Source organism: Streptomyces sp. Ru62 (genome assembly GCF_002920615.1).
Taxonomy (GTDB): Bacteria; Actinomycetota; Actinomycetes; order Streptomycetales; family Streptomycetaceae; genus Streptomyces.
Window position 1 is genome coordinate 183,766 of sequence record NZ_PQSU01000015.1, and the last position, 17,193, is coordinate 200,958.

The 17,193-nt window shown below is 71.7% G+C and carries 14 protein-coding genes; 6 read left to right on the forward strand and 8 right to left on the reverse strand.

The window, feature by feature from the left end; translation table 11 throughout:
- Positions 1 to 51: 51 nt before the first annotated feature.
- Complete coding sequence (locus C3492_RS21890; RefSeq protein ID WP_103813455.1) at positions 52 to 1,104, reverse strand: methyltransferase; 1,053 nt, start codon at positions 1,102 to 1,104, stop codon at positions 52 to 54.
- Between the two features lie 298 nt (positions 1,105 to 1,402).
- Here C3492_RS21890 and C3492_RS21895 point away from each other — a divergent pair, with 298 nt between their 5' ends.
- From C3492_RS21895 to C3492_RS21920, 6 genes are all read left to right on the forward strand, one after another.
- Positions 1,403 to 2,725 carry an amidohydrolase family protein gene (locus C3492_RS21895; protein ID WP_258055810.1) on the forward strand — a complete coding sequence of 441 codons (1,323 nt, stop codon included), beginning with the start codon at positions 1,403 to 1,405 and terminating at the stop codon, positions 2,723 to 2,725.
- 313 nt (positions 2,726 to 3,038) lie between these two features.
- Positions 3,039 to 4,307 carry a beta-ketoacyl synthase gene (locus tag C3492_RS21900; RefSeq protein ID WP_103813457.1) on the forward strand — a complete coding sequence of 423 codons (1,269 nt, stop codon included), beginning with the start codon at positions 3,039 to 3,041 and terminating at the stop codon, positions 4,305 to 4,307.
- A complete protein-coding gene (locus C3492_RS21905; protein WP_103813458.1) occupies positions 4,304 to 5,539 on the forward strand; it encodes a ketosynthase chain-length factor in 1,236 nt (411 codons plus the stop codon). Before C3492_RS21900 ends, C3492_RS21905 begins: the two co-directional genes overlap by 4 nt.
- Entirely contained in the window at positions 5,524 to 5,778 is a 255-nt protein-coding gene (locus C3492_RS21910) for an acyl carrier protein (protein ID WP_258055811.1), read from the forward strand. Before C3492_RS21905 ends, C3492_RS21910 begins: the two co-directional genes overlap by 16 nt.
- 284 nt (positions 5,779 to 6,062) lie before the next feature.
- The gene (locus C3492_RS21915; RefSeq protein ID WP_103813459.1) at positions 6,063 to 7,127 is read left to right on the forward strand and encodes a biotin/lipoate A/B protein ligase family protein; all 1,065 of its coding nucleotides are present in this window, start codon (positions 6,063 to 6,065) and stop codon (positions 7,125 to 7,127) included.
- 218 nt (positions 7,128 to 7,345) lie between these two features.
- Positions 7,346 to 8,014: a hypothetical protein gene (locus C3492_RS21920; protein WP_103813460.1), complete on the forward strand. Its 669-nt coding sequence runs from the start codon at positions 7,346 to 7,348 to the stop codon at positions 8,012 to 8,014.
- 202 nt (positions 8,015 to 8,216) lie between these two features.
- On the opposite strand, the gene C3492_RS21925 is transcribed toward C3492_RS21920, so the two are convergent.
- The 7 genes from C3492_RS21925 to C3492_RS21955 form a co-directional block, all read right to left on the reverse strand.
- Entirely contained in the window at positions 8,217 to 9,740 is a 1,524-nt protein-coding gene (locus C3492_RS21925) for an NCS1 family nucleobase:cation symporter-1 (protein ID WP_103813461.1), read from the reverse strand.
- Between the two features lie 121 nt (positions 9,741 to 9,861).
- Complete coding sequence (locus C3492_RS21930) at positions 9,862 to 10,881, reverse strand: TIGR03842 family LLM class F420-dependent oxidoreductase (protein ID WP_103813462.1); 1,020 nt, start codon at positions 10,879 to 10,881, stop codon at positions 9,862 to 9,864.
- A gap of 11 nt (positions 10,882 to 10,892) precedes the next feature.
- Positions 10,893 to 12,287 carry a dihydropyrimidinase gene (hydA, locus tag C3492_RS21935; protein WP_103813463.1) on the reverse strand — a complete coding sequence of 465 codons (1,395 nt, stop codon included), beginning with the start codon at positions 12,285 to 12,287 and terminating at the stop codon, positions 10,893 to 10,895.
- 25 nt (positions 12,288 to 12,312) lie between these two features.
- Positions 12,313 to 13,155 carry a nitrilase-related carbon-nitrogen hydrolase gene (locus tag C3492_RS21940; protein WP_103813464.1) on the reverse strand — a complete coding sequence of 281 codons (843 nt, stop codon included), beginning with the start codon at positions 13,153 to 13,155 and terminating at the stop codon, positions 12,313 to 12,315.
- A 156-nt stretch (positions 13,156 to 13,311) separates the two neighbouring features.
- Positions 13,312 to 14,877 (reverse strand): PucR family transcriptional regulator, encoded by a 1,566-nt coding sequence (locus tag C3492_RS21945; RefSeq protein ID WP_103813465.1) that lies wholly within the window; start codon positions 14,875 to 14,877, stop codon positions 13,312 to 13,314.
- 17 nt (positions 14,878 to 14,894) lie between these two features.
- On the reverse strand, positions 14,895 to 16,178 hold the full coding sequence (locus tag C3492_RS21950) for an aspartate aminotransferase family protein (RefSeq protein WP_103813466.1): 1,284 nt from the start codon (positions 16,176 to 16,178) through the stop codon (positions 14,895 to 14,897).
- Positions 16,175 to 17,017, reverse strand: a complete 843-nt coding sequence (locus tag C3492_RS21955; protein ID WP_103813467.1) for a nitrilase-related carbon-nitrogen hydrolase — start codon at positions 17,015 to 17,017, stop codon at positions 16,175 to 16,177. The genes C3492_RS21950 and C3492_RS21955 overlap by 4 nt, the downstream gene beginning before the upstream one ends.
- Positions 17,018 to 17,193: the final 176 nt, after the last annotated feature.

Consider the following 17,193-nt stretch of genomic DNA (forward strand, 5'->3'; position numbering starts at 1 on the left):
TGGCACCTCGATCGTGGGAGGGGTCGGATCTGGTCGTTCGCGCCGCGCGGGTCACTCGGGGACGGACGTCTCGACCACGTGCAGGAGCCGGCCCACCGGGGCGATGCCCTCCAGCCGCAGTCCGGCCCGGTCCACGAGTCCGGCCACGCCCTCCCGGGTGTGCCGCCTGCCGTTGGTGTTGAGCAGGAACAGCAGGTCGATGCCGGTGGCATAGCGGATCTCCGGGCTGTCGTCGACGAGGTTGGTGATGACGAGGACACGGCTGCCGGGCCGGCCCGCCCGCCGGGCGTTGCGCAGCGCGGTCACGGTCCGCTCGTCGTCCCATTCGAGGATGCTCTTGAACTGGTAGACGTCCGCCTCGACCGGGATCTCCCGCAGGCAGTCGCCGGCCACCACACTGGAGCGTCCGGCGAGCGCGCCTCCGGGGCGCAGCCGCGGATCGGGGTGGGCGACCGCGGCCGGCAGGTCGACCAGTGTGCCGTGCAGGTGCGGGTTCGCCTCCAGCAGCTCCGCGAGCGTGAAACCGCGCCCGCCGCCGACGTCGGCGAAGGTCTTCACCTCGCTCAGGTCCAGCGACTCGGCGATGGCCGCGGAGGTCAGCCTGGACAGCTCCGTCTGCGACTTGTTGAAGATCTCGGTGGACTCCTGCCACCGGCTGTGCAGGTGGGCGAAGAACTCCTCGCCGTACCGGTCCTCGAAGTGGCCTCGGCCGTCGCGCACCGCCGCCTCCAGGTCGGGCCACAGCTCCCACACCCACGGCTCGGTGACCCACTGGACCCAGTACTTCAGCCGCTGCGGGTCGTCCTCGCGCAGCAGCCGGGAGGTGGCCGTGTGCACGATACCGTCGGCGGTCTCGTCGAAGACGCCGTAGCAGCGCAGGTTGCGCAGCAGGCGCAGCAGCACCGCGGCGTCGACCTTCAGTGCCGCCGCGAGGTCGCCGACCGGCACGGGGGTGTCGCCGAGCGCGTCGGCGACCCCGATCCGGACGGCGGCCCGCAGCGCCGCCGGCGCGGCGGAGGCGAGCGACAGATCACGCAGTGCGGTGACGGGCGAGGGACCCTGGTCACCGGCCGCGGCGGACGGTGTGCTCCTGATGACGGGCATCTGTTTTCCTCTTCGGCCACTCGGTTCTGCCGGAACGGGACATGACGGCGAGCGGGCCCGAGAACGCGACGGCCGGAAACAACGGCCAGGAATTCCGAAGGCCGCGCGACGGGGAATTGTCGCCCGGCTGGAAAGAGGTCGGTCCAGGCATCCGGAAAATCGACCCTCGCCACATCGGTCACATGGTGGATCAGTCCGTTAAAGCGGGGCTCAATTATGGCTAACCAGTCGGCGTGCGGACATTCGACCTTGCCCCGCGTCAGTAATTCCGTTATAGATTCCGGGAAAACATTTTCTCGTGAGCTGGAGGCGTGCCGTGGAATCCGTACTGCTGCGCAACGGGCTCGTGATCGACACGGAGCCCGAGCCGGTCGCCCATCCCGGCTGGGACCTGCTGATCGAGGACGGCCGCATCGCCGCGGTCGGCCCGCACCTGTCCGCCCCCGAGGGGGCGACCGTCATCGACGCCACCGACCGGATCGTGCTGCCCGGTTTCGTGGACACCCACCGCCACGTCTGGCAGGCCGTGCTGCGCTCCATCGCGGTCGACGTGGACCTGCCCGAGTACTTCCAGCTGGTGCGCCAGCAGATCGGTCCCCGGTTCCGGCCCGAGGACGTGCGGGTGGCCAACCTGATCGGTGCCTTGGAGTGCCTCGACTCGGGCGTCACCACCGTGCAGGACTTCGCCTACGCCCGTGCCGACCGCATCAAGCCCGACGGCTTCGTGCCCGGCTTCGACCTCGACTACGCCGAGGCCGCGCTGGACGGTCTGCGCGCGGCCGGCGTCCGCGCCGTCTTCGGCTACCTCCTCACCCCGCAGTACCAGGCCGAGGTCCGCCGGGCCCGCGAGCTCATCCGGCCCGGCGAGACGCTGCTGCGCATGGCGGCGGCCTCGCTCGGCCCGTCGAACCAGAAGCTGGACGCGGTCGAGGCGGACTGGAAGCTCGCCGACGAACTGGGCCTGCCGATCGTCACGCACGTGGCCAGCGGACCGGTCAACGAGCGGCCGATCGAGCTGCTGCGCGACAACGGGCTGCTCCGCCAGGACACCCTCTACGTGCACGGCAACTCGCTGGCCGACGACGAACTGGCGATGATCGCGGACTCCGGCGGCGCCGTCTCCATCACCCCGGCGGTGGAGGCCCGGCTGGGCCACGGCGGCCCGCTGATCGGCCGGCTGCGTGCGGCCGGTACGACCACCGGCCTGGGCGTGGACGTCGTCACCACGGTGGGCGGCGACTTCTTCTCCGTCATCCGCGCCGGCCTGCTGACCAGCTACCTGGCGCCGGGTCCGCACCTGACCCCGGCGGATCTGCTCCGGATCGCCACCCTGGACGGGGCCCGGGCGCTCGGCCTCGGCGACGAGGTCGGTTCGCTACGGGTCGGCAAGCAGGCGGACATCGTGCTGCTGCGGGCCGACGACGTGAACCTGGCCGGCGCGCACGACCCGATCGGCGCGGTGGTCAGCTCCGCGCACCCCGGCAACGTCGACACGGTGCTGGTGGCCGGCCGGGCCGTGAAGCGCAACGGCGTCCTGCTCCACCACGACCTGGCGGCCGTGCGCGCGCAGGCCCGGGCGGCGGCGGAGTACGTCACCGGCGGCGAGGCCGTCACCTCCTGACGGTCTCGCGGACCGCCGTCCCGCCGGCCCCCGCGGACTCTCGGTGCCGCCCTCGCCGGGCCGCGGGCCCGGGTGACCCGACCGGCGTCACCCGGGTGGCGAGGGGCGCACCCGGGTGCCGCCACGGCCGGATTCCTCGTGCCCGGAATCCGTCTCACCCGGCTCATTCCACGGCTCCCCGCCTTAGAGCACGGATTGAGCGAGCGTTGAGCTGCGAACTTTATCTTTCGGAGCGACGCGAATTCGTACGGAGACCTCATCACAGCGCGGAGGCCACGCAGATGAACGGCATAAAAGTGCCCGGTGGCACCTCATGAATCGTCGAGTCGTCATCACCGGGATGGGAGTGCGGGCACCAGGATCACGAGGCAAGGGCGCCTTTTGGGATTTGCTGTCCTCCGGCCGTACGGCGACCCGCCGCATTTCGTTCTTCGATCCCTCGCCCTACCGGTCCCAGGTCGCGGCCGAGGTGGACTTCGACGCGGCGGAGGAGGGGCTCACCCCCCGTGAGGTACGGCGGATGGACCGCGCCACGCAGCTCGCGGTGGTCGCCGCCAGGGAGGCGGTGGCCGACAGCGGCATCGATCTGGACGCGCTGTCGCCGTACCGGACGGGGGTCAGCCTGGGCAGCGCGGTCGCGGCGGCGACCAGCCTGGAGCAGGAGTACCTGGTGCTGTCCGACGCGGGCAGGAACTGGGAGATGTCGCCCGACCACCTCTCGCCGCACATGTTCGACCACATGGTGCCGAGCATCATGCCGGCCGAGATCGCCTGGGCGTTCGGCGCCGAGGGGCCGGTCACGATGGTCTCGGACGGCTGCACCTCCGGGCTCGACTCCGTCGGGCACGCCGTCTCGCTGATCCGCGAGGGCAGCGCCGACGTCATGATCGCGGGGGCCACCGACACCCCCATCACCCCGATCGTGGTCGCCTGTTTCGACGCGATCAAGGCGACCACCACCTACAACGACGACCCCGCCCACGCGTCCAAGCCGTTCGACGGCACCCGCAACGGGTTCGTGCTCGCGGAGGGCGCGGCCTTCTTCGTACTGGAGGAGCTGACCGCCGCCCGGCGGCGCGGCGCACGGGCGTACGCGGAGGTCGGCGGCTTCGCCACCCGCTGCAACGCCTACCACATGACCGGCCTCAAGGCCGACGGCCGGGAGATGGCGGAGGCGATCCGCGCCGCGCTCGGCCAGGCGCGGGTTCACCCGTCCGAGGTGGACTACATCAACGCGCACGGCTCGGGGACGAAGCAGAACGACCGGCACGAGACGGCGGCGTTCAAGCGGAGCCTCGGCGAGTACGCGTACAAGACGCCGATCAGCTCGATCAAGTCGATGGTGGGGCACTCGCTCGGCGCCGTCGGCTCGGTCGAGATCGCGGCCTCGCTGCTGGCGATGGCGCACCACACGGTGCCGCCGACGGCGAACCTGCACGTGAGCGATCCGCTGTGCGATCTGGACTATGTGCCGAACGTGGCCCGCGAGCACCGCACCGACACCGTGCTGACGGTCGGCAGCGGCTTCGGCGGCTTCCAGAGCGCGATGGTCCTGACCCGGCCGGACCGGGAGGCGTCATGACCGTGATCACCGGTGTGGGTGTGGTCGCACCGAACGGTGTCGGCCTCAAGGAGTTCTGGGCGGCGACCCTGTCCGGCCGCACCGGCATCAGGGAGCTGGACCGGTTCGACACCTCCGGCTATCCGGCGCGGCTGGCCGGCCTCGTGGAGGGGCTGGACCCGGCCCAGCACCTGCCCAGCACCCTGATGGCGCAGACCGATGTCTCCACCCGCCTGGCGCTGATCGCCGCCCAGGACGCCATCGAGGACGCGGGAGTGGACACGTCCGCCCTGAGGGACTACGACATGGGCGTCGTCACGGCCAACGCCTCCGGGGGCTTCGACTTCACCCACCGGGAGTTCAAGAAGCTCTGGAGCCTCGGGCCGGAACACGTCAGCGTGTACGAGTCGTTCGCCTGGTTCTACGCGGTGAACACCGGCCAGATCTCCATCAGGCACAAGATGCGCGGCCCGTCCATCGCGCTGGTCGCCGAACAGGCGGGCGGGCTCGACGCGCTGGGGCAGGCCAGGCGGGTGGCCCGGACCGGTGTGCCGCTCGTGGTGTGCGGCGGGGTCGACTCCGCCTTCGACCCGTGGGGCTGGGCCTCGCACCTGGCGGGCGGGCGGGTCAGCCTCGACCCCGACCCGGCCACCGCGTACCGGCCGTTCGACCGGCACGCGGCCGGTTACGTGCCCGGCGAGGGCGGCGCGATCTGCGTCGTGGAGGACCCGGCGGCGGCCCGCGCCCGAGGGGCCCGTGTCTACGGCGAGATCGCGGGCCACGCGGCCACGTTCGACCCGGCCCCCGGCACCGGACGCCCACCGGGCCTCGGCCGGGCCGCGCGGCTCGCCCTGGCGGACGCCGGGATCGGCCCGGACGCGGTGGACGTCGTGTTCGCCGACGCGGCGGGCCTGCCCGCGCTGGACCGGGCCGAGGCGGAGGCCCTGCGGGACCTCTTCGGGGCCGGCGGCGTTCCCGTCACCGCGCCCAAGTCCCTGACCGGCAGGCTCTTCTCCGGCGGCGGGGTCCTCGACGTCGTCGCGGCCCTGATGAGCATCCGGGAGGGGGTGATCCCACCGACCTCCGAGGCCGTTTCGCCGCCCGACGACTACGGCCTCGACCTCGTCGTCGGTGAGCCCCGCCCGGCGGCGGTCGAGACCGCGCTGGTCCTGGCCCGGGGCCGCTGGGGGTTCAACGCCGCAGTCGTCATCCACCTCGCCCAGAACGGAATCCGACCATGCCCGAACCGATGACCATCGACGAACTGCACGGCATCCTCGTCTCCTGCGCCGGCGGCGGGGAGTTCGCCGAGGTGCCCGACGACCTCGCCGACATGCCGCTGGACGACCTCGGCTACGACTCGCTGGCGCTCATCGAGACGGCGACCCGGCTCAAGGTGGAGCACGGGGTGGTCGTGCCGGACGAGCAGATCACCGAGGTGGGCACCCTCGGCGAACTGCTCCGCCTGGTCAACGACCGCATCGCCGCCTAGGCGCGAGGCCCCGCAGCGTCGTCGCCGGTCGCCGGCTCCCCCGGTGCACCTCACAGCGGCCTGAGCCGGACGACCGGGACCGGCGGATTCGTTCCGTCCGGGGCCGGCGGGCCGTGCCCCGCGCCCTCCCGGCCCGGCGCCCGGCGGACGCTCCTGCCGGTCGTCGGGCCCTCTCCTGGCGGGCCGCCTCTCCCGGGTGACCGTATGGACGTGACCGGCGCCCGGGGGAACACCGCGGCCGGCTCCCGCGTTGATCTCGTCCGGGAGGAACGGAGGCCCAGGCAGTGCACGGTGAGTACAAGGTGCCCGGCGGCAAGCTCGTCGTCGTGGACGTGGACGTCGAGGACGGCGTGCTGCGGCACGTCCGCGTGGCGGGTGACTTCTTCCTGGAGCCGGACGAGGCACTGGAGGCGGTGAACCGCGCGCTGGAGGGCGCCCCGGCGGACACGGACGCGGCGGGGCTGGCCGCACGGATCGAGGCGGCACTGCCGGCGGGGACAGTGATGTACGGGCTGACGTCGGAGGGCGTCGGCACGGCGGTCCGCCGCGCGCTCGCGCACGCGACGGACTGGACGGACTACGACTGGCAGCTGATCCACGAGGCCCCGCAGTCGCCCGCCCTGCACATGGCGCTGGACGAGGTGCTGACCGCCGAGGTGGCCGCGGGCCGGCGGGCGCCGACGCTGCGGGTGTGGGAGTGGGGCGCCCCCGCGGTGATCATCGGCAGCTTCCAGTCGCTGCGCAACGAGGTGGACCCGGAGGGCGCCGCCCGGCACGGCATCGAGGTCGTGCGGCGGATCTCCGGGGGCGGCGCGATGTTCGTGGAGCCCGGCAACACGATCACCTACTCGCTGTCGGTGCCCGAGTCCCTCGTGCAGGGCCTGTCCTTCCAGGACAGCTACGCCTATCTGGACGACTGGGTGCTGGGCGCCCTCGGCGACATGGGCATCCGGGCCTGGTACCAGCCGCTGAACGACATCGCGACCGACCAGGGCAAGATCGCGGGCGCGGCGCAGAAGCGGATCGTCGGCCCCGGCGGCGGCCCGGGTGCCGTACTGCACCACGTGACCATGTCGTACGACATCGACGCGGACAAGATGGTCGAGGTGCTGCGGATCGGGCGGGAGAAGCTGTCCGACAAGGGGACGAGGAGCGCGAAGAAGCGGGTCGACCCGCTGCGGCGGCAGACCGGGCTGCCGCGCGAGGCCGTCATCGACCGGATGATCGCCTCCTTCCGCGCGCGCTACGGCCTGGCGCAGGGCAAGGTCACCGACGAGGAGCTGGCGCGGGCAGAGGAGCTGGCGCGCACCAAGTTCTCGTCGCCGGAGTGGACGGCGCGGGTGCCGTAACCGCACCCCGTGCCGTGCCGGCGGCCGTCGGCGGTTCGTGGTGCCCGCGGCCGGCCGGGGGGCATAACGGGCCAAGCAGTACCTCGTGAACACGCGGCCGTGATCGGGCGGGTACGCAGCGAGTTGGCACTTCCGCCCCACCGGGAGTCGTGTGACACTGTCGTCCCCGTCCACCATGCGGACCCCCTCCGCACCCCCTCCCCCACGAGAAGTGCGCTGTGCGTTCCCTTCCTCTGCCGCTCGCTCTCACCGCGCGCCTGACGCCGGTCGCGGTGCTCGCGTGCGCCGGCTGGGCGCTGTCGTCCGGCCCGGCCGCGCCGCCGGCCTCCGCCGGGCACCAGACGGCCCAGAAGACGCCCGCCGGGTCCTCCGCCGCCGCGCCGTCGTCCACCACGGCGGCGAAGACGTACAGCACCGCGCCCGCCCCCTGCTCCGCCGTGCCCGCCGGCACCGTCAAGTCCCTGGTTCCCGGGGCGAAGACGGCCGGCAAGGAGATCCCGTCCACGGACACCGCACTGCGCCGCACCTGCTCCTGGAACGCGCTCCAGGGCTACGACTACCGCTGGCTCGACGTGTCCTTCGAGATCAGCGAGTCGGACCAGCAGGCGAAGAAGGAGTACGAGCAGCGGGTCGCCGAGAAGAGCGGCGGCGGGGTCGTCCCCGGGCTCGGGGAAAGCGCCTACTCCGTCGTGAACCTCACCACGGAGGACGGCCAGCAGACCCGTGAGGGCGTGGTGCTGGTCCGCGCCGCCAACGCCCTCGTCGTCGTCACCTACAACGGAAGCGACTTCGAGAGCAAGAAAGCCCCCGGTACGGACGAGATCAACAAGGGTGCCATCAAGGCGGCGAAGTCGGCGGTGGCCGCGCTGGGCGCCGACCGGGGCTGATCCCGCGACGCCGTCCGGACCAGCCCGGCCGGTGGCCGGTGATGGGGGCCGCCCCTGTGCGCGGCACGCCGGTGGTCGAGTCCCGGCCCGAGCCCGGTCCCTGCGCCGTACGCCGGTGTTCAGGTCGGCCGGCCCGGGCCGAGGCCCTGACCGTGGTCGACGACTGCCCGGGCGCCGCGCCCCCATGACGATGCCGGTCCGCTCAGCCGTCGGCGCGCCGCCCCGAGGCCAGGGTGAGGGTCAGGTAGAGCACCAGGGAGGTGCCGAGGCCCACCGCCCAGCCGTAGTCCGCGAGGGGCGCCAGGGCGGGGATCGGGCGGCCGTCGGCCAGGGGCTTGAGGCTCGCGCCGCCGATCGCGAGGACACCGCCCGCCAGGAAGGCGACGACCGCCCGCCAGTTCCAGCCGGCCGCGTACCAGTACCGGCCGCCCGGACGGTACAGGTCGCCGAGGTCCAGGCGGGTGCGGCGCAGCAGCCAGTAGTCGGCGACGAGAATGCCGGCGACCGTGCCGAGCAGGCCGCCGACCAGGCCGAGCCAGGTGAAGATGTAGCCCCTCGGGTCGGAGTACAGCTTCCACGGGCAGATCAGCACGGCGAGGACGGCGGTGATCAGGGCGCCGGTGCGGAAACTCACCTTCCTGGGCGCGACGTTGGAGAAGTCGAAGGCCGGGGAGACCAGGTTGGCGGCGATGTTCACGGACAGCGTGGCCACCAGGACGGTCACGAGCGCGTACAGCAGACCGGCCACGTTGTCCGTCTTCGCCGCCAGCTGCACCGGGTCCCAGACGGGTTCGCCGTACACGGCCTGCGAGCCGGAGGTGACCAGCACGGACAGGAACGCGAACAGGGTCATCGTGGTCGGCAGGCCGAGGGCCTGGCCCCAGGTCTGCGCGCGCTGGCTCCTGCCGTAGCGGGTGAAGTCGGGGATGTTGAGCGACAGCGTCGACCAGAAGCCGATCATGCCCATGAGGGAGGGCCAGAACAGCTTCCAGAAGTCGCCGCCCCAGCCGAGCTCGGACGGCTGGTCGAAGAGCGGCCCGACGCCGCCGGCCTTGCTGCTCATCCACCACAGCATCACGAACGCGCCGACCAGGACGAACGGCGCGGCCCAGTTCTCGAAGCGGCGGATGGTCTCCATGCCGCGGTGGATGATGGCCACCTGGATCGCCCAGAAGATCGCGAAGGACAGCCACATCGTCCAGGCGTGGCCGCCGATGTGCCCGGCGTTCTTCCAGCCGTCGCCGATCAGCTTCCCGGCGAGGAAGTAGATCGCCTCGCCGCCGATCCAGGTCTGGATGCCGAACCAGCCGCACGCCACCAGCGCCCGTACGACGGCGGGCAGGTTGGCGCCGCGCACGCCGAAGGACGCGCGGGCGAAGACCGGGAAGGGAATGCCGTACTTGGGGCCCGCGTGCCCGGTGAGCAGCATCGGCACCAGCACGATCAGGTTGGCGAGGGCGATGGTGAACACCGCCTGCTTCCAGTCCATGCCGACCGCGATCAGGCCGGAGGCGAGGGTCCAGGAGGCGGTGTTGTGGGCCATGCCGACCCACAGGGCGGAGAAGTTGTACGTCGTCCACGTGCGCCCGGCCACGGGGACCGGGAGCAGGTCCTGGTTGGCGTAGGGGCCGCTGGGCGGCGGGGTGCCGGGGGCGAGTTCCACGCGCCCGTCGGGAAGGGTGACCTGGCCGGATATCGGTCTGGCCGTGGGAGCGGTGTCGGTCATGGGCTGGCCAATCGGGGAGAGGCGGATCGGGATGGCCGTGCGGGCACCAGCCCCCTCCCCAGGCGCCGGGGAGGGGAGACCAAGAGGGGGCGTGGGGGGACTCGTAGCGCGTGGACGGGGGTCAGGAGTTGACGGCGGGGATGACGTGGTGGCCGTAGGCCTCGATGGTGGCTTCCTGCGCGTCGTGCATGTCGTACACCGCGAACTGGTCGACGCCCAGGGCGCGCAGCGCGGTCAGCTTCTCGATGTGCTTCTCGACCGGGCCGATGACGCAGAACCGGTCCACGATCTCGTCGGGCACGAACGCGGTGTCCGGGTTGCCGCTGCGGCCGTGGTGGGCGTAGTCGTAGCCCTGCCGGGCCCTGATGTAGTCGGTGAGTTCCGCGGGGACCTGCGCGGAGTGCTCGCCGTACCTGGCGACCAGGTCGGCGACGTGGTTGCCGACCATGCCGCCGAACCAGCGGCACTGGTCGCGGGCGTGCGCCAGGGCCTCGGGCGAGTCGTCCTCGGTGACATAGGCGGGGGCGGCGACGCAGATCGTCACCTCGGACGGGTCACGCCCGGCCTCGGCCGCCGCGTCCTTGACCGCCTTCACCATGTACTCGGTCAGGTACAGGTCGGCGAGCTGGAGGATGAACCCGTCCGCCTCCTCGCCGGTCATCTTCAGCGCCTTCGGTCCGTACGCGGCCATCCAGACGGGGAGTTCGGCGCCCTCCTTGATCCACGGGAAGCGGATCTTGGTACCGCCGAGGTCGGCCTCCTCGCCCCGGCCGAGGGCGCGGATGACCTTCATGGCCTCGCTGATCCGGGCGAGGGTGTTGGGTCTGCGGCCCGCGACGCGCATCGCGGAGTCGCCGCGGCCGATGCCGCAGACGGTGCGGTTGCCGAACATGTCGTTGAGGGTGGCGAAGGTGGAGGCGGTGACCTCCCAGGTGCGGGTGCCAGGGTTGGTGACCATCGGGCCGACCGTGAGCTTCTGGGTGTTCGCCAGGATCTGGCTGTAGATCACGAACGGTTCCTGCCAGAGCACGGCGGAGTCGAAGGTCCAGCCGTAGCGGAAGCCGTTGCGTTCCGCCCGTTTCATCAGGCTGACGACCCGGGAGGCGGGCGGGTCGGTCTGGAGGACGAGTCCGAAGTCCATGGGCGCCACTCCTAGGTGAGGTACTGACAGGTGGAGCGCGGGGTGAAGACGCCGTGCCCGGCGCGTCCGGTGTACTCCCGCTGGTCGATGACGACTTCGCCGCGTGACAGGACCGTCTCGACGCGGCCGGTGACGCGCTTGCCCTCGTACGCCGAGTAGTCGACGTTCATGTGGTGGGTCTCGGCGGACATCACCTGTTCGGCGTGCGGATCGTAGATGACGACGTCCGCGTCGGCGCCCGGGGTGATGGTTCCCTTCTTCGGGTACAGGCCGAACATCCGGGCCGGGGCGGCGCAGGCGATCTCGATCCAGCGGCGACGGGAGATGTGTCCGTCCACGACCGCCTGGTGGAGCAGGTCCATGCGGTTCTCCACGCCCGGCAGTCCGTTGGGGATCTTGGAGAAGTCACCGCGGCCCAGTTCCTTCTGGCCGGTGAAGCAGAAGGGGCAGTGGTCGGTGGAGACGACCTGGAGGTCGTTGGTCCTCAGGCCCTGCCACAGCCTGGCCTGGTGCTCCTTCGGCCTGAGGGGCGTGCTGCACACGTACTTGGCGCCCTCGAAGTCCGGCTCGGCCAGGTTGTCGGTGGACAGGAACAGGTACTGCGGGCAGGTCTCGCCGAAGACGTTCAGCCCCTCGTCGCGCGCCCGCGACAGCTCGGCCACGGCCTCCATGGCGGAGACGTGCACGACGTACAGGGGCGCGCCGGCCACCTGGGCGAGCTTGATGGCCCGGTGGGTGGCCTCCGCCTCCAGCAGGGCCTTGCGCACCTCGCCGTGGTGGCGGGGATCGGTCTCGCCCCGGGCGAGCGCCTGCTCGACCAGCACGTCGATGGCGATGCCGTTCTCGGCGTGCATCATGATCAGCCCGCCGTTCTCGGCGGAACGCTGCATGGCGCGCAGGATCTGCCCGTCGTCGCTGTAGAAGACCCCGGGGTAGGCCATGAACTGCTTGAAGCTGGTGACCCCCTCCTCGATGAGCAGGTCCATCTCCTTGAGCGTCTCGGGGTTCACATCGGAGACGATCATGTGGAAGGCGTAGTCGATCGCGCAGTTGCCCTCGGCCTTGGCGTGCCAGGTGTCCAGGCCCTCGCGCAGGGTGCGGCCGACGCTCTGCACCGCGAAGTCCACGATGGTGGTCGTACCGCCCCAGGCGGCGGCCCGGGTGCCGGTCTCGAAGGTGTCGGAGGCGAAGGTGCCGCCGAACGGCAACTCCATGTGGGTGTGGGCGTCGACGCCGCCCGGGATGACGTACTTCCCGGTGGCGTCGATCGTGCGGTCCGCGCTCCAGCTCTGTGAGCCGGGCGTGGCGAGCGCGGCGATGCGGGAGTCCTCGATGAGGACGTCGGCGTGGATCTCGTCGGACGCGGTGATGACTAGGCCACCGTGGATGACGGTACGGCTGCTCATGCTGCTCCTTCTGTCAACGTTGCCGTCAGGGCGCCGTCAGCGGTCCGTAGGCCCCCGGCGCCCGGTCGCGGTAGAACTGCCAGCGGTCGCGGACCTCGCGGAGCCCCGCCAGGTCCAGGTCGCGGACGACGAGTTCGGTCTCCTTGTCGCTCGCGACCTCGCCGACGAACTGGGCCTCCGGGTCCACGAAGTAGGTGGTGCCGTAGAAGTCGTTGTCGCCCAGGTCCTCCACGCCGACCCGGTTGATCGCGCCGACGAAGTACTCGTTGGCGACGGCCGCCGCCGGCTGCTCCAGCTGCCAGAGGTAGCGGGACAGGCCGCGCGAGGTGGCCGACGGGTTGAAGACGATCTCGGCGCCGGCGAGGCCGAGCGCCCGCCAGCCCTCCGGGAAGTGGCGGTCGTAGCAGATGTACACGCCGATCCGGCCGGCGGCGGTGTCGAAGACGGGCCAGCCGCTGTTGCCGGGGCGGAAGTAGAACTTCTCCCAGAACCCCTGGACCTGCGGGATGTGGGTCTTGCGGTACTTGCCGAGGTAGGAGCCGTCCGCGTCGATCACGGCGGCCGTGTTGTACAGGACGCCCGGCTGCTCCTCCTCGTACATGGGCAGGACCAGGACGATGCCCAGCTCGCGGGCGAGGGCCTGGAAGCGCTGCACGGTCGGGCCCTCGGGGATCCGCTCGGCGTACTCGTAGAACGCCTTGTCCTGGACCTGGCAGAAGTAGGGGCCGTAGAACAGCTCCTGGAAGCAGAGGACTTGGGCGCCCTGCGCGGCGGCGTCGCGGGCCGCCTGCTCGTGCACCTGGATCATGGACTCCTTGTCGCCGGTCCAGGCGGTCTGGAAGAGGGCGGCACGGATCACTCGGCTCATCGGGACCTCCGGTTAGCTCGGTGTGCGGTGAGCGTAGGAAGCCCGGAGGGCCGGTTCGACGGGCAGCGTGTCACGTCCGCGGGCGGTCGGCGTGCCACCGTGTCACGCGTGCGCGGTCCCATGTTTCACCGCCGTTGTCGCAGGTCGTCGCATGTTTCACTCCTGTTGCGCGTCATGCGCGAGGAGCGCGATGTGCACGGAGGCCGCTTGTTCGAAGTCGTCCAGGTCGACGCCGAGGCGGGCCTGTATGGCCTCCAGGCGGCGGTAGAGGGCCGGCCGGGAGACATGGTGGAGCTGGGCGGTGCGGGACTTGTTGCGGCCCGTCGCGAGATAGGTCCGCAGGACGTTCAGCAGTTCCGGTTCGGCGTCGCACAGCAGCCCGTCCAGCTCGCGCTCGGCGAAGGACTGCACCTGCGGGTCGTCGCGCAGCAGGCGGATCAGCCCGCGCAGATGGACGTCCTTGAGGCGGACGACGGCCGGCAGGTCGAGGGCGGCCGAGGAGCCGGCAACGGCGTCGGCGACGTGCCGCGCCTCGCGCAGCCCGGCGGGCACGTCGTCCCACGCGGTGCGCGGACCGGCGGCGGCGACCACGGCCGGGGACGCCGCGCGCAGCCGGGTCGCGAAGTGGAGGGTGAGGGCGTCGGCGTCCTGGTCGCGGGCGAGGCTGAGCAGCACGGTGGCGGTGCCGGCGGCGAGCTCTGCGACGAGGCCGGGCAGCCCCAGCAGGCGCAGCACCCGGTCGAGTTGGTCGGGTGTGCGGCCCTGGACGACGAGCGGGACGAAGGTCCGCCGGTTGACCGGCAGCCCGGCCGCCCGGGCCCGCGGCAGGAGCTGCCGGGCCGGTACGACCCCGGAGACGAGGTCGGTCAGCAGGCTCTGCGCGGACTGCTCCTCCCAGCTGTGCACGGGGGAGCCGCCGAGCATCCGGTGCAGCACCAGGGCCTCGGCGGCCCGGTCCGCGAGCAGCCGTCCGGTGGCCGCGTCGCCCCGGTAGCCGCACAGCAGCAGCCGGCCCCACCGTTCCCCGCGTCCGCCCAGCTCGGCGCGGATCCAGCCGTCGCCGGCGGTGCCGCCGGCCTGCCGGGCGATCCGCTCCCAGTCGCGCAGGACGTCGTCCACCGCGGACCGCTCCCCCGCCGTGCCGAGGACGCGGTGGGCGAGGTTGGTGACGACGACCGGGCAGCCGCCGTGCCGGGCGACCTCGTCGAGCAGCCGTTGCAGCGGCGCGCCGGCCGTGATCAGCCCGGTGAGGGCGGTGCGTACGCTCTCCGACAGGCTGATCGCGGCGAACTTGCGCCGCACGAGCCGGGACTGCACCTCCTCCGTGAGCTCGGCGAAGGGGAACGGCCGGTGCAGTACGACCATGGGCAGCCCGCACCGCTCGGCGGCCCGGCGCATCACCTCGGGCGGCGCGGGGAAGGCCCTGCCGAGACCGAGGACGACGGCCGCCGCCTCCGCCCGGTGCAGGGACCGGACGTACTCGGCCTGCCGGGCCTCGTCCCCGGCGAGCAGCACACCGGTGGTGAGGACCATCTCCCCGCCGCTGAGCATGACGCCGACGTCGGCGGCCTCGGCGACGTGCACCCAGCGCACCGGCCGGTCGAGCTGTGCGGCGCCGGCCACCACCTCGGGCTCCCCGGCGAGCACGCGCTCCAGGGTCAGCACCTGGCGCACGGAGAGGGCGGGTTCGAGCACGTGCCGGGACTCCGAGGTGATGCTCATGGCGGTACACCTGTTCTCTAGTACGTGCTCCTCAGTGCCTGTTCCAGGATCGCCGCGCCCTCCTCGGCCTCGGCGACGGTCAGCGACAGCGGCGGGCTGATCCGCAGGGCGCTGGTGTTGTGCCCGCCGCCCTTGCCGAGGAGCAGCCCGCCCTCCCGGGCCGCCTCCAGCACCGCTGCGACGGCCTGCGGGTCGGCCTCGTCCGTGCCCGGTCGGACCAGCTCGACACCGATCATCAGCCCGCGTCCGCGGACCTCCCGCACCCCGGGCAGCTGCGCGCCGACCGTCCGCAGCCGCTCGATGAGCAGGCCGCCGACGCGCCGGGCGTTGCCCTGGAGGTCGTGTTCGAGCAGGTAGGTGAGGTTGGCGAGGCCGGCGGCCATGGTGATCTGGGTGCCGCCGAAGGTGGAGATGCTGTTGGCGTCCAGGCAGTTCATGATCTCGGAGCGGGCGATGACCCCGCCGATGGACATGCCGTTGCCGATCCCCTTGGCGAAGGTGACGATGTCCGGCGGGCCGCTGCGGGCGTGCGCCTGCCAGCCCCAGAAGTGGTCGCCGGTGCGGCCCCAGCCGGTCTGGACCTCGTCGGCGATCCACAGGACGCCGTGCTCCTTCAGCACCTCCCGGAAGGCGGCGTAGAGGCTGTCCGGCGGGGAGGTGAACCCGCCGACGCCCTGGACGGGTTCGGCGATCAGCGCGGCCGGCGGCCGGGTGTGGCCGAGGACGTCCTTCAGGTCGGCGACACAGGCGTCGATGAACGCCCGATCGTCGAGGTGGGCGAACGGCCCCCGGGTCCGTACGCCGCCGTGGACGTACAGGGTCTGCAGCGGGGAGAGGGAGGTCGGGGACCAGCCGCGGTTGCCGGTGACGCCGATCGCGCTGAAGGACCGGCCGTGGTAGCTGTTCCGCATGGCGAGGACGGTGTTGCTGCGCCGGTAGGTGGTGGCGAGCAGCAGGGCGGTGTCGTTGGCCTCGGTGCCGGAGGTCGTGAAGAACACCCGGGCGTCCGGGATGCCGCTCAACTGGGCGACCCGCTCGGCGAGTTCCACCATCGGCCGGTTGAGGTAGAGGGTGGAGGAGTGGATGATCCGGCCGGCCTGCTCGCTGACCGCCTTGGTCACCTCGGGCAGCGCGTGCGCGGTCAGCGTGGTCAGGATGCCGCCGAAGAAGTCCAGGTACCGCCGGCCGGCGGTGTCCCAGACGTGGCGCCCCTCGCCATGGCTGATCTCGATCGGGTCGTCGTAGTAGAGGGCGAGCCAGTCGGGCAGGACTCTGCGGTGGCGGGAGTAGAGGTCGGTCACGGCTGCACCAGCCCTTCGTAGGCGTCGGGACGGCGGTCGCGGTAGAAGGCCCACTGCCGCCGCACTTCCTCGATGAGGTCGAAGTCCAGGTCGCGCACGAGGAGTTCCTCGCTCTTGTCGCTCGCGACCTCACCCACGAACCGGCCGCGCGGATCGACGAAGTACGACGTCCCGTAGAAGTCGTTGTCGCCGTACTCCTCCTGCCCGACCCGGTTGATGGCGGCGATGAAGTACTCGTTGGCGACGGCCGCGGCGGGCTGCTCCAGCTGCCACAGGTAGGCGGACAGGCCCCGGTGGGTGGCGGACGGGTTGTAGACCAACTGGGCGCCGTTGAGCCCGAGTTGCCGCCAGCCTTCGGGGAAGTGGCGGTCGTAGCAGATGTAGACGCCGACCTTGCCGACGGCGGTGTCGAAGACGGGCCAGCCGAGGTTGCCGGGCTTGAAGTAGTACTTCTCCCAGAAGCCCTTGACCTGCGGGATGTGGTGCTTGCGGTACTTGCCGAGGTAGGTGCCGTCGGCGTCGATCACGGCGGCGGTGTTGTAGTAGAAGCCGGACTGCTCGACCTCGAAGACCGGGACGACGATCACCATGCCGGTCTCGCGCGCCAGCTCCCGCATCCGGCGCACGGTCGGGCCGTCGGGCACGGGCTCGGCCCAGCGGTAGTGCTCCGGCTCCTGGACCTGGCAGAAGTAGGGGGCGTTGAAGACTTCCTGGAACCCGATGACCCGCGCGCCCCGGCGGGCCGCCTCGCGGGCGTGCTCCTCGTGTTTCGCGACCATGGACTCGGTGTCGCCGGTCCAGGTGGCCTGGACCAGAGCGGCGCGGACGACGTTGGTCATGAGCTGCTCCTTCGACACGACGTCAGAGCCTCTACGCCCGTAGAGCAGGCCGTAGAGGGACGAAAGTAAGCCTCCGCGCGGCCCTTGCCAAGACCATCGCCGTTAACCCGCTGAGTGGATCTCGATTCGCACCCCTGCGGGTGAGCCGCCGGCCCGGCCCGGGGCGCGGATCGTGA

Coding starts and splice junctions, on each gene's coding strand:
- C3492_RS21890 (WP_103813455.1), bottom strand. CDS start 1,104: ATGCCCGTCATCAGGAGCACACCGTCCGCCGCGGCCGGTGACCAGGGT.
- C3492_RS21900 (WP_103813457.1), top strand. CDS start 3,039: ATGAATCGTCGAGTCGTCATCACCGGGATGGGAGTGCGGGCACCAGGA.
- C3492_RS21905 (WP_103813458.1), top strand. CDS start 4,304: ATGACCGTGATCACCGGTGTGGGTGTGGTCGCACCGAACGGTGTCGGC.
- C3492_RS21910 (WP_258055811.1), top strand. CDS start 5,524: ATGCCCGAACCGATGACCATCGACGAACTGCACGGCATCCTCGTCTCC.
- C3492_RS21925 (WP_103813461.1), bottom strand. CDS start 9,740: ATGACCGACACCGCTCCCACGGCCAGACCGATATCCGGCCAGGTCACC.
- C3492_RS21930 (WP_103813462.1), bottom strand. CDS start 10,881: ATGGACTTCGGACTCGTCCTCCAGACCGACCCGCCCGCCTCCCGGGTC.
- hydA (WP_103813463.1), bottom strand. CDS start 12,287: ATGAGCAGCCGTACCGTCATCCACGGTGGCCTAGTCATCACCGCGTCC.
- C3492_RS21940 (WP_103813464.1), bottom strand. CDS start 13,155: ATGAGCCGAGTGATCCGTGCCGCCCTCTTCCAGACCGCCTGGACCGGC.
- C3492_RS21945 (WP_103813465.1), bottom strand. CDS start 14,877: ATGAGCATCACCTCGGAGTCCCGGCACGTGCTCGAACCCGCCCTCTCC.
- C3492_RS21955 (WP_103813467.1), bottom strand. CDS start 17,017: ATGACCAACGTCGTCCGCGCCGCTCTGGTCCAGGCCACCTGGACCGGC.